The sequence below is a fragment of the Terrabacter lapilli genome (assembly GCF_039531305.1).
Taxonomy (GTDB): domain Bacteria; phylum Actinomycetota; class Actinomycetes; order Actinomycetales; family Dermatophilaceae; genus Terrabacter; species Terrabacter lapilli.
Genome location: NZ_BAAAPU010000009.1, coordinates 61615 through 73956 on the forward strand (window position 1 = coordinate 61615; position 12342 = coordinate 73956).

General features: G+C 71.9%; 9 protein-coding genes. 4 read left to right on the forward strand and 5 right to left on the reverse strand.

The window, feature by feature from the left end; translation table 11 throughout:
* Window positions 1-56 precede the first annotated feature (56 nt).
* The 4 genes from ABD241_RS15220 to mraZ form a co-directional block, all read right to left on the reverse strand.
* Window positions 57-1844 carry a peptidoglycan D,D-transpeptidase FtsI family protein gene (locus tag ABD241_RS15220; RefSeq protein WP_425580793.1) on the reverse strand — a complete coding sequence of 596 codons (1788 nt, stop codon included), beginning with the start codon at window positions 1842-1844 and terminating at the stop codon, window positions 57-59.
* A 589-nt stretch (window positions 1845-2433) separates the two neighbouring features.
* Window positions 2434-3099 (reverse strand): cell division protein FtsL, encoded by a 666-nt coding sequence (gene ftsL, locus ABD241_RS15225; RefSeq protein ID WP_344064373.1) that lies wholly within the window; start codon window positions 3097-3099, stop codon window positions 2434-2436.
* Window positions 3096-4103 (reverse strand): 16S rRNA (cytosine(1402)-N(4))-methyltransferase RsmH, encoded by a 1008-nt coding sequence (gene rsmH / locus ABD241_RS15230; protein ID WP_344064376.1) that lies wholly within the window; start codon window positions 4101-4103, stop codon window positions 3096-3098. The genes ftsL and rsmH overlap by 4 nt, the downstream gene beginning before the upstream one ends.
* 261 nt (window positions 4104-4364) lie before the next feature.
* Window positions 4365-4796 carry a division/cell wall cluster transcriptional repressor MraZ gene (mraZ, locus tag ABD241_RS15235; RefSeq protein WP_142186369.1) on the reverse strand — a complete coding sequence of 144 codons (432 nt, stop codon included), beginning with the start codon at window positions 4794-4796 and terminating at the stop codon, window positions 4365-4367.
* A 495-nt stretch (window positions 4797-5291) separates the two neighbouring features.
* Between mraZ and ABD241_RS15240 the strand changes: the two genes are divergently transcribed.
* The 4 genes from ABD241_RS15240 (at window position 5292) to ABD241_RS15255 (ending at window position 11791) form a co-directional block, all read left to right on the forward strand.
* Window positions 5292-6368 carry an AAA family ATPase gene (locus ABD241_RS15240; RefSeq protein WP_344064381.1) on the forward strand — a complete coding sequence of 359 codons (1077 nt, stop codon included), beginning with the start codon at window positions 5292-5294 and terminating at the stop codon, window positions 6366-6368.
* Window positions 6369-6408: 40 nt separating this feature from the next.
* Complete coding sequence (locus tag ABD241_RS15245; protein WP_344064384.1) at window positions 6409-7653, forward strand: DUF58 domain-containing protein; 1245 nt, start codon at window positions 6409-6411, stop codon at window positions 7651-7653.
* On the forward strand, window positions 7650-10010 hold the full coding sequence (locus ABD241_RS15250) for a transglutaminase TgpA family protein (RefSeq protein ID WP_344064387.1): 2361 nt from the start codon (window positions 7650-7652) through the stop codon (window positions 10008-10010). Before ABD241_RS15245 ends, ABD241_RS15250 begins: the two co-directional genes overlap by 4 nt.
* Window positions 10011-10156: 146 nt before the next feature.
* Window positions 10157-11791, forward strand: a complete 1635-nt coding sequence (locus ABD241_RS15255; RefSeq protein WP_344064390.1) for an APC family permease — start codon at window positions 10157-10159, stop codon at window positions 11789-11791.
* A 132-nt stretch (window positions 11792-11923) separates the two neighbouring features.
* Here the strand turns inward: ABD241_RS15255 and ABD241_RS15260 are convergent, their stop codons facing one another.
* Window positions 11924-12286: a cupin domain-containing protein gene (locus ABD241_RS15260; RefSeq protein ID WP_344064393.1), complete on the reverse strand. Its 363-nt coding sequence runs from the start codon at window positions 12284-12286 to the stop codon at window positions 11924-11926.
* Window positions 12287-12342 lie beyond the last annotated feature (56 nt).

The following is a 12342-nucleotide window of genomic DNA, read 5'->3' on the forward strand; positions in this document are numbered from 1 at the left end:
AAGGCGTACACCCGACGTGGCGGGTCGTAGAGGGGAAGGTGACACGTCATGCCAACTTACAGGCCATCCCGTTTGGCCCGCGCATTGCTGATGACCTCCGGGTCGTCGGGCGAGAGGGGCTTGTCGGCCCACACGTGGTAGTTGAGGCTGGACTTCGGGCTCGGCGGCGCACCCGTGCGCTCGAGCAGGTAGGACATGACCTGGTTGAACACCGGTCCGGCGAGGGCGCCGCCGAACATGCCCGCGCTCGGCTTCTGGATGAAGACCGCGACGACGTACTTCGGGGCCTCGGCCGGCGCGAAGCCGATGAACGAGGCCGTGAAGCCGTTGTAGCGCTTCAGCTTCTCGTCGTAGCGGTCGGCCGTGCCGGTCTTGCCGGCGACCCGGTAGCCCTTGATGCGGGCGGCGCTGGCCGTGCCGTCCTTGCCGGTCACCTCCTCCATCATGCGGGACAGCTTCACGGCGGTGTCCTGGGACACGACACGCACGGGCGTGGTCGGCGCGGCCGGGATGAGGGTGCCGTTCTGGTCAACGGTGCCCTCGACGAGGGAGGGCGGCACACGGACGCCCTTGTTGGCGATGGTCTGGAAGACGCCCGCCTGCTGGATGGCCGTCACGGAGTAGCCCTGGCCGAAGAGGATCGTGTAGCGGCGGCTGGCGACCCAGTCCTTGGCGCCGGCGAGGAAGCCGGCAGACTCCCCCGGGAAGCCGACGGGGGTCTTCGAGCCGATGCCGAACTTGCGGTAGTACGCCTCCATGACGGCGGGCGAGACTCGCTCCCCGATCATGATGGTGCCCATGTTGGACGACTTCGCGAGCACACCGGTGGCCGTCATGTTCTCGACGCCGTGGGGCTCGTTGTCCTTGAAGTTCGAGTCCGCGCGCGGCAGGCGCGGAGGCACGATCACGCCGGTGTCGGGCGTGATGACCTTCTGCTCGAGCGCGGCGGACATCGTCATGAGCTTGCCGGTGGACCCGGGCTCGAAGGCGTCGTCGAACGCGTAGTTGCGCAGCTGTGACGCCTTGGCGTTGGCGAGGTCGTTGGGGTCGAAGGTCGGGTAGCTCGCGGCCGCCCGGACCTTGCCGGTGGCGACCTCGAGCACGACCGCGGTGCCGGACTCCGCCCCCACCGCGGTCACCTGCTTGGCGAGCGCGTTCTCGGCGTACCACTGCAGGTCGGCGTCGATGGTCAGCTTGACGTCACGACCGTTGACGGCCGGGGTGTCCTCGCGCTGGGAGCCGGGGATGACGTAGCCGTCGCGGGCGCGCTCGGAGATGCTGACGCCGGGGGTGCCCTGGAGCAGGGAGTTGTACATCTGCTCGATCCCGCCCGCGCCCGACTGGTCCGCGGGCAGGACGTAGCCGACGAGCTGTCCGAGCGCCATCGACGTGGGATAGACCCGCTGGGCGATGCGCTCACCGCTGATGCCCGGGATGCCGAGTGCCCGGATCTCGCGGTAGATGGCGGGGTTGACGTCCTTCTTGATCACCACGTATCGGGTGTTGGCGCGCGTCAGCAGCTTGGTGAGCTGGGCCGGAGTCATGTCGAGCAGCGGCGCGAGATCCGAGGCCGCGCGCGTGACGCCCACCTGCTCGCGCACGCCGTCGACGGGGACGGTGTAGGCCGGGACGACCGTGGGGTCGGCGGCGATGGTGAAGCGCTCGACGGAGTCGGCGAGCACCTGCCCGTTGGTGTCGAGGATCTGCCCGCGCATCGCCGGGGTCGTGGTCTTGACCGTGCGCTTGGAGAGGGCGGCCGCCTGCGTCGCCGACGCGTCGAAGGCCTGGATGCGCAGCAGCTGGCCGGCGAAGATGGTGAACACGAACAGGATCGCCACGAACATCACGCGGGCCCGACGACGCGGGTTGGCCCGGGAGATCCGCAGGGGCCGCCGAGGTCCTCGAGGTCCCCGGGGTCCCCGGGGTCCCTGCGCCCTCGTGGCGCCGGTGGCGCGTGGCCTGGTGCTCGGGCTTCCACCGCGGGTCGACGGGCTCGCGGGCCTGCCGCGCTCCGGGGAGGGCCGGCCCTGCGTGCGGGAGGAGGGGGTACGCGTGGGGCGGGGTCCCACGCCGACGCGGGCGGCCGAGGATCCGGACGCCGGACGGCCGGCACGGGCCGCGCGGCCGTCCTTGGCGGGGCCGCCCTTGGCAGGGCCGCCCCTGGCGGAGCCGGCCTTGGCGGAGCCGGCCTTCGCGGAGCCGGCCTTCGCGGAGTCGACCCTCGTGGAGTCGACCCTCGTGGAGCCCGCCCTGGTGGCGGCGGCGCCGGTGGTGTTGCCGCGGGCTCCCGCGCCGGGCCCGCCCTGCGCCCTGGCGCTCGGCCCTGCGCCCGTGCGGGCGGGGGCACCTTGGCGGGTGGCTCTGGGCTGTCGGGCGGGTGCAGCGCCGCGACCGGTCCGCTGGGGATCGGTCCCTCGGTCCTGCGTCACCGGGTCACCTCGCCGTCGTCTGCTGGGCCTGCCCGTCCTGGCTCGACGCGGCCCCGCTGGCGGGCTGGCCGGTCGACGCCCCGGGCGTCCCGCCCAGTGTGGACGCTGCGTGGTCCTGCGGCCCGGCACCCGGCGTCGTCGGCGTGGCGGCCGTCGACGACGCGCCCGTCCCCGATCCGGGGGACGACGCGCTCGCGGCGCCGGAGGACAGGACCTTCTGGACCGTGCTCGAGAAGGACGGCGGGGTCGGGCTGGTCACGACGGGGAACGCGTTCTGGCTGGTGGCGGGTTCGGGCTGGCCGGTGACGGTGCCCTTGGAGAGGTCGATGTAGCCACGGGTGTTCATGCGGACCATGCCGATCCTGGCCGCACTGGCCGCGAGGGCACCGGTGGCCGAGGCGCGGGCGATCTCCTCCTGCAGGTTGCCGGTCGTGTCGCTCAGGTGCACCGACTCTCGCTGGAGGTCACCGAGGGCCAGCGAGCCCTGGGCCAGGGCGGTGTTCAGCAGCAGCAGCGCGATGAGCCCGGACGCGAGCAGCGCGATGCAGATCCCGACGAACACCCCGTTGCCGGTGCGCGAGATGCTGCTGGGGATCACCCGCAGGGGCGTCGGGGCGGGGCCGCGTCGCGGGGTGCGCAGCGGCCTGGCCGCGGCAGTCATCTGGCTCATCGGGTGTGTCCCTTCCTGGTCCTGCTGGCTGAGGGCGTGGAGGTGGCGCGCACGCGCTCGGCGACGCGGAGGCGGGCCGAGGCGGCCCGCGGGTTCGTGGTGACCTCGTCGTCGCCGGGCGCCTCGGCGCCGCGGGTCACGAGGGAGAGGTAGGCCGCGTGCTCCGGCAGCTCGACCGGGAGGCCGGGCGGCGTGCTCGAGGTCGCTCCGGCGGCGAAGGCCTGCTTGGTCGCCCGGTCCTCGAGCGAGTGGTAGGACAGCACCGCGATGCGGCCGCCGACGGCGAGCACGTCGATGGCCTCGTCGATGGCGCGGCGCCAGACCTCGAGCTCGTCGTTGACCTCGATCCGCAGGGCCTGGAAGGTCCGCTTGGCGGGGTGGCCGCTCTGGCGCTGCGAGGCGGCCGGGATGACGCGCCGCAGCATCTCGACGAGTCGCGCCGACGAGGTGTAGGGCTCGATCTCGCGGTCGTGCACAATCGCCCTGGCGATCTTGCGGGCGAAGCGCTCCTCGCCGTAGTCGCGCAGGATGCGGGTCAGGTCCTCGACCGAGTAGGTGTTGAGCACGTCGGCGGCGGTCCGGCCCGTCGACTGGTCCATCCGCATGTCGAGGGGCGCGTCCACGCGGTAGGCGAAGCCACGGTCGGCCTCGTCGAGCTGCAGCGAGCTGACGCCGAGGTCGAAGAGGATGCCGTCCACGGCCGGGAGGTCGAGGTCGGCGACGACCGCCTTGATCTCGTCGTACACGGCGTGCACCGGCCGGAACCGGTCGCCGAACCGGGCGAGGCGCTCCGCCGAGAGGGCCAGGGCCTCCCGGTCGCGGTCGATGCCGACCACGACGCACTCGGGGAAGCGCTCGAGGACGCCCTCGGCGTGACCGCCCATGCCGAGCGTGGCATCGACGTGGACGGCTCCGGGCTTGTCCAGCGCCGGGGTCAGCAGCTCGAGGATCCGGTCACGCATCACCGGGACGTGTCGTCCCTGTGCGGGTCCTCGGTCGCTCATGGTGCGTCCCTCACGCTGGGTTCTGGAAAGTGGCGGGTCGTGTGCTGCTGCGGTGCTGGGAGCCGCTGGGCCGGTCCCGTCGGCCTCCTGCGGGCTGGTCCCCATCCGCTGCCTCGCCCGGGACGGGGGAAGTCGTCCCGGGAGTGGAGCGGCTGGAGGCCGGCACCCAGGTGGTGTCGGGTGGGCGGGCATCCGGTGTGGTCGATCGGTGCAGGTCGGTGGGTGGAGCGGTCGTAGGTGGACGGTGCGTGGTCCGAGGACTCAGAAGAGTCCGGGGATCACCTCCTCCGCCGTGTCGGCGAAGCTCTGCTCGGTCTGCTCCAGGTAGGCGTTCCACACCGCGCTGTCCCAGACCTCGAGGCGGGAGCCGGCGCCGATGACCGTGACCTCGCGATCGAGGCCCGCGTACTGGCGCAGGTTGGCCGGGATGGTGAAGCGGCCCTGCTTGTCGGGGATCTCGTCGGAGGCGCCCGAGAGGAACACGCGCATGTAGTCGCGCGCGGCCTTGCTCGTGGTGGGCGCCTGGCGCATCTGCTCGGCGACCTTCACGAACTCGTCCATCGGGTAGATGAACAGGCTGCGCTCCTGGCCGCGGGTGACCACGAGCCCGGCGGACATGCGCTCGCGGTACTTGGCGGGGAGGAAGAGGCGGCCCTTCTCGTCGAGCCGGGGTGTGTGCGTCCCGAGAAACATGGTCCACCACCTCCCCTTGATCGACCCGCAGGCGCCCCATCTCCTACCTTGTTGCCCCACCGTACTCCACTTTGCTCCACCGTCAACGACGTTTGGCCAGAATTGCCCCGGCGCGTCGCGCATCTGCGCAGGTCAGTAGGGGTGGAGCGAAGTGGAGGGCCCCAAGCTGCAGCTCCCTCCCCCGGGCCCCGGAAGGGCGCCGCGGCCAACCCGACGGGGGCAGACGGCATACGTCCTCGGGTGCTCGTTCGTGCTCGCCGCCGGGTGGTGGCCGAACCGAACAGGACGTGAGGACGTCGACGGTGGTGGAAAGTGGAGGAAGAACCGGATGCCACCTGACGGCTCGAGCCGTCGGGCCCCGCGCCCGGCCGTGCCCATGGATCGCTACCGGATTGGCGGCTGCATGGGGGAAGATCTCCCCACGGGTCGCGCACCCCGCGAGAAGCAGGCTGCGCCACGACATGGGGACAAGCAGCGGAGGACAGCGTGACGAGGATGGACATCGGGCGTGAGGCGTCCGCCGGCACGGCCACGACCGGCTCCGCCCCCGGGGCGAGCCCGTCGGGGGCGTCCGGCTGGGCCCCAGCCCAGGCGGGTCAGGCCGGCCAGGCCGTGGACGGGACCGACCTCGGGCTCGTGCACGAGGTCGCCGACCTGCTCATGACCGCGATGATGCGCGTGATCGAGGGCAAGCCGGACGTCGTGCGGACGACCGTCACGGTCCTGTTCGCCGGAGGCCACCTGCTGGTCGAGGACGTGCCGGGCGTCGGCAAGACGATGCTGGCCAAGACCCTCGCGCGGAGCATCGACGCCACCGTGCGGCGCATCCAGTTCACGCCGGACCTGCTGCCCAGCGACGTCACCGGCGTCAGCATCTTCAACCAGGACGCGCGGCGGTTCGAGTTCCGGCCGGGGGCGATCTTCGCCAACGTCGTGGTCGGCGACGAGATCAACCGCGCCTCGCCGAAGACCCAGTCGGCACTGCTCGAGTCGATGGAGGAGCAGCAGGTCACGGTCGACGGCACGACCTACCAGCTCCAGACGCCCTTCATCGTCATGGCGACGCAGAACCCCATCGAGATGGAGGGCACCTACCCCCTCCCCGAGGCCCAGCGCGACCGCTTCATGGCCCGCATCTCGATGGGCTACCCCTCCCCGAGCGCCGAGCTCGACCTGCTCGAGACCCACGGTGCGCGGTCCCCGCTCGACGACCTGTCCCCCGTGACGGACGCGGAGACGATCAACAAGGTCGTGCACTCCGTCACCCAGGTCCACGCCAGCCCCGCGGTCCGCCAGTACATCGTCGACCTGGTGAGCCGGACCCGGTCGACGCCGGCCCTGCGGCTCGGGGCCTCGCCGCGCGCGGCCCTGCACCTGCTGCGCGCCTCCCGGGCGTACGCCGCGCTCGAGGGACGCGACCACGTGATCCCCGACGACGTGCAGATGCTCGCCGGCCCGGTCCTGGCGCACCGGCTCATGCCCTCGAGCGAGACGCAGCTCGCCCGCCGGACCACCGCCGAGGTGGTGAGCGACCTGCTGCGCCAGGTGCCCGTGCCGCCCTCGGCACGATGAGCAGGACGATGAGAAGCGTGACGAGAAGAGGCCGGCGCGCATGGGCCGCCTGCGCAGCGTCCTGACGACGAGGGGCCGGGCCTTCCTCGGCTCGGGCTGCACCCTCGCGCTGGCCGGCATCATCTTCGGGTTCCGGGACCTGACCCGCTTCGGGGTGCTGCTCATCGCCCTGCCCGTCATCTCCGCGGTGGTCGTGCGCACGCGCAAGACCCGCATGCACATCGAGCGCCACACCCACCCCGAGCGCATCAGCGTCGGCCAGGACGCACACGTCACCCTCTCCTTCGAGAACGTGTCGGGCACGACCACGCCGATCTTCCTCGCCGAGGAGCGCCTCGACTACGTCCTCGGGGACCGGCCCCGTTTCGTGGTGGGCCGCATCCCGCCGGGTCGGGTACGCGCCATCGACTACGTCGTGCGCTCACACCTGCGCGGCCGCTACCGCCTCGGACCCCTCGGTGTGCAGGTGCAGGACCCCTTCGGCCTGGCCAACCGCAACGCCCTGCTCGAGGGCAGCGCCGACCTGGTCGTGCTGCCAGCCGTGCACCCCCTGCCCTCGAGCCGGCAGCGCAGCTCGGGGGTCGGCTCCGAGGGTGAGCAGGCGCACCTGATCGCCCTGCACGGCGAGGACGACGTCACGATCCGCGAGTACCGCGACGGCGACGACCTGCGCCGCATCCACTGGCCCGCCACGGCCCGCACCGGCGACCTGATGGTGCGCCAGGAGGACCGCCCCGCGCAGCGACGGGCCATCGTGCTGCTCGACCCGAGGCCCGCCGCGCACGGCGGCGTGGGAGCAGGCAGCTCCTTCGAGTGGGCTGTGACCGCGGCAGCTTCCGTCGGCGCCCACCTCTACGAGTACGGGTATGCCGTCCACCTCGTCTGCGCCGAGACGGTCGAGAGCGCGCGCGCCGCCGAGACCATGACCACCGACGAGATGCTCGACGTGCTCGCCGTGGCCGCGATGCGTGACGACTCGGGCGAGGACGAGATCCTGCGCGCCGGGCAGGCCCTCGCCTCCGCGGGCGGTGTCATCGTGGCCATCGCCGGCCCCTCGGGTCGGGACGTCACCTCGCGCCTGGCGAGCCTGCGCCAACCGGGCACCACCGGTCTCGGGCTCGTCCTGGACGCGCGCACCTTCGGGGCCAGCCACGCCGAGGAGGCCGAGCCGCACGTCGACGCGCTGAGGCTCGCCGGCTGGCGCGCCGTCCCGGTCACGAGCGACGACGACATCGCCGGCGCGTGGGCCCTGCTGACGGCCGCGACCGTGGGGAGCAGCCGATGAGCCGCCGCCGCTGGAGGATCACCCTGCTCGCCGCGCTCGCGACGCTGAGCGCCGTCTACCCCATCACCAGCCTCTTCACCGAGACGACCTGGCTCACCGCCGCCGGGCCGGTCGTCGCCCTCGTCGCGGGCCTCGGCCTCATCGGGCGGGGCCTGACCCGCTCGCGCGTGCTCGTCGTGCTCGGCCAGGTGCTCGTGACCGGCTACGTCGTCCTCGCCGTGTGGACCGGCGACACCTTCACCTTCCTCCTGCCGACCCCCGCCACCGCCGAGGCCGCCAACACGCTCGGCCTCCAGGCCCTCGAGACGGTCCAGCGGTACTCCGCTCCGGCCCCGCTCAACGACGGCGTCACGTTCTGCCTCGTGGTCGCGGTGGCGCTCGTGGCCATCGCCGTCGACGCCGCGGCGGCCACCTGGCGCAGCCCCGCGGCTGCCGGACTGCCGCTGCTGACGGCATACCTCATCACCGCCGCCAACGGGGACTCCGCCCTCGCCCTGCGCTACTTCGTCGTGCCGGTGGCCCTCTGGCTCGTCATGCTGCACACCACGGCCCGAGCGCAGTTCGGGCGGTGGGGCACCACCCACGCCGCCGCCGGCGGGGAGATCGAGGAGGCGGAGCACGACCGCCAGGCCCTGAACTCGTTCACGGCGGGAGCGGTCAGGCTCGGCGCAGTGGGCGTCGTCGTCGCGGTGCTGGTGCCCGCCCTGGTGCCGCACTTCCCCCCGCACTACCTGACGGAGGGCCTCGGTCGCGCGAGCAGCGGCGGAGGCGAGGGCTCGGTCGGGTTCAACGACACCCTTGACCTCTCGCGGAGCCTCAACGACCAGGACCAGACCCCCGTCCTGACCTACACCACCACCGGCTTCAGCCGCCCTCCGCTGCGGGTGCTCGCGACGTCCTACTACTCCCGGGGCCAGTGGAGCGCCGTCGGCTCGGCCGCCGAGCGTCCCGACAGCCCCGCCCCGCTCCCCCCACCCAGCCAGCGGCGCGACTACGTCATCACCGTCAGCAACAACACCCTGGCGGCCCCGCGGATCGCCGCCCCCTACCCCGTCGTCGCCGTCGCGATGGAAGGCACCCCGTGGTCCATCGACCCGGTGACGCGCGACGTCCGCGTCGGGCGGGCGGTCAGCAGCTACCGCATCACCTACGCCGACCTCGCCCCCACGCCGCCGCAGCTGCGCGCGTCCGGCACGCCGGACTCCCCCGCCATCACGGGTGACGACCTCGCGGTCCCGGACCGGACCAGGGAGCTGATCCAGCGGTGGTCCGACGAGGTGACGCGCGGGAAGGACAACCCGCTCGACAAGGCGATCGCGATCCAGAACCACCTGCGCGACACGAGCACCTACACCTACACGCTCGACCTGGGCGAGCCGCTGCGCGACAGCGACGGCAGGCTGCTCGACCCGATCCAGAACTTCTACCAGACCCGCCGCGGGTACTGCGTGCAGTTCGCGACCGCGATGATCATGCTGGCCCGGGCGCAGGGAATCCCGGCCCGGATGGCCATCGGCTTCCTGCCCGGCCAGCTCTCGGGCGAGCAGTACGTCGTCCGCGCGAGCGACGCCCACGCCTGGCCCGAGCTGTACTTCCAGGGCTTCGGCTGGCTGCGCTTCGAGCCGACGCCCGGCGTCCGGACGGGCACCCCGCCGCCGTATGCCGTCCTCGGCGGCGACACCGGCGCCTCGCGAGGCGGTCGTGAGGTCACCGACAAGGCGACCAGCGGGGGCGCCACTTCAGCGCCGTCGACGCCGACTCGCGTGACGGTGGCACCGGTGAAGCCGCCACCCTCGTCGTTCCTCGAGTCCGTGGGGCAGCTGTTCACGCTGCGCAACCTGGTGGTGTTCCTGGCCGTCGTGCTCGGCCTGCTGGCAGCCTTCGCGATGCCGATCACCGCCTGGCTGCTGCGAGTGCGGCGTCGCCGGGCGGCCGTGACGCAGCAGGACCTCATCGAGGCCGAGTGGGACGAGCTCACCTCCCACCTCGGCGACCTCGGGATCGCCGCCCCCGCCGGTGTCACCCTGCGCCAGCTGCGCCAGCGCTACGTCACCGACGGGCACCTGGACACGGAGAACGCCAGCGCCATGAGCAGGGTCACCGCCACCCTCGAGAAGTCCCGCTACGACCGGCCCGACCGCACCACGCCCGAGGAGGCCGTACGCCTGCACGACGACATCCGCGCGATCCGCCGGCAGGTCGGCCGGACCCGGGCCTGGCAGGTACGCGTGCGCTCCTTCCTGTGGCCGCAGGCCGGTGTCTCGTTCTGGCGTTCGCTTCCCGGCCGGCTCGGGATGCCGGACGGCTCTGGCTCCCGCGGCCGGATGAGCCGCCGGGGCCGCTCCGGTCGTCGCTGACCGAGCGGTTGCCCTCGCGCGGTGGTCCACCGAGCGCTGGTTGAACGTTCAGGCGAAAGCGAGGCGCGCGAGGTGGCTCCGGGTGGATCCTGTTGTCCACCGAGCGGCCCACCCGCGGACCGCAGAGCGGACCCCAGGAGGACGACATGGCCGGCGCTGCTCCACCCACCGCCCCCTCAGGTGCAGGTGACCACGACCGCCTCGCCGATCTCGGCTACCGCCAGGAGCTCTCCCGCGTCCTGTCGCTCTTCGACAACTTCAGCGTGGCCTTCTCCTACCTCTCACCGATGGTGGGGGTCTACTCCCTCTTCGTCCTCGGCGTGGGGGCCGGTGGCCCGCGCTACCTCTGGCTCATGCCGATCGTCGTGGCCGGGATGTTGCTCGTCGCGCTCGTCTTCGGGGAGCTCGGCAGCCACTACCCGGTGGCCGGTGCGCTCTACCAGTACGGCAAGTACTCGGTGGGCGCCGGCTACGGCTGGTGGGTCGGGTGGATCTACGGCATCGCGCTGCTCGTCACCGTCGCCAGCGTCGACACCGGGGTCGTGCCGTACGTCGCCGACCTGGTCAACCAGGTGTTCGGGACGACCATCGACCCGACCAGCCACTCCGTCATCCTCCTGGTGACGGTTCTGTTCATCCTGCTGCAGACGGTCCTCAACACGGTGGGCGCCAAGGTGCTGGGCAGGATCGCCCGGCTCGGTGTCTACGTCGAGACCATCGGCACCTTCGGCGTCGCGATCGCACTGGCCATCTCCGGGTTCCACCACGGCTTCGGGTTCCTCTTCTCCACCGCGGGGGCGGAGACGGCCTCGACCAACAGCCTGCAGGTCGACTTCGGAGGGAACTGGTGGACCGGTGCCGCGCTCGTGGCGATACTCGCCCACGTCTACATCTTCTACGGCTTCGAGGCCGCCGGTGACGTGGCCGAGGAGACGGTCGACGCCAGCCGCCAGGTGCCACGCGCCATGCGGTCCGCCCTCGTCTACGGCGGCATCGCGTCCTTCGTGCTCGTCGCCGGCCTGCTCCTGGCGACGCCGTCGGACCCCAAGGGCTACGCGAACGCCACCTCGTTCGCCGGCGGCGTGCCGGCGATCCTCGCCCAGCTGCCGCAGTGGCTGCAGGACGTCTTCCTCGTCATGGTGATCCTCGCGTTCTTCTCCTGCGGCACCGCGGTGCAGGGGGCCGGAGCACGGCTCGCCTACTCCTACGCCCGAGACGGCGCGGTCCCGGCCAGCGCCTGGGTCCGGCGGATCTCCCCGCGGTTCCACACCCCGACCAACGCCCTGCTCATCGGTGCGATCGTCCCGGTGTTGTTCGCCCTTCTCGTCAACGTCAACCCGTCGAAGGACGTGAACATACTCTGGTTCACCTTCCCGGCCGGCATCAACGCCCTGACGGCACTTGTCTCGTTCGGGGTCTCGGGCATCTACCTGTCGTTCCTGCTCACCGTGATCGGCTCGATGATCGCGCGCTCGCGGGGTTGGGTGCCGGAGGGGACCTTCCGCCTGGGCCGCTGGGCCTGGCCCGTCAGCATCGTGGCCGCCGTCTACCTGGCACTGATGCTCCTCAACATCCTCGTGCCGACCGGTCTGACAAGCCCCCGGGGAGCGCTGTTCAACTTCGACTGGGTGACACTCGTGGTCGTGCTCGTCATCCTGCTCGTCGGCGGCATCTACTTCGTCGTCGCGCGCCCGCACCGGCGCCTGGAGGCGCACCTCGCCGACCGCCTCGAGCCCACGGGAGCCGAGCGTCACGAGACCCCGTCACCCGACGCTCCCTGACGGCATACGCCGTCGGACGTCGCATCTGGCCGACGGGGCGTCACGACGCGACGACACGAGCACGACAGGATGGGGCGCCGGCGACACACGGCACGCGGTGTCGGGGGACTCGTTCCGGCGCCGCCTGTCGGCTCACCGCTTGGCGTAGTCGGCGAAACCCTGCCAGTCGACGAAGACACAGGGCTCGTCACCGACGACCCAGGCGTCGTGGCCGGGCGCCATGATCGCGACGTCGCCCGGGCCGTAGTCCGCCTCCTCGCCATCGTCCATGACGACCTTCATGCGACCGGACACGAAGTAGCCCGTGTGGGCTGCCTGGCAGCTGTCAGTGCCGGCGATGGGCTTGACGTGCTCGGACCACTTCCATCCGGGCAGGAAGGTGGCGCGCCCGACGACGCCCTCTTGGGTGCTCACCAGCTCGAGCTGACCCGAGTCGCCCTCGAAGGGGCGGGTCTCCTCGGGTGAGTCGAGGCTCTTGCGCACGAGACCTGGCATGGTGACCTCCACGTGGCTGCTCTGGTCCGCGATCGATGCATCTTTCAGGTTCGCAC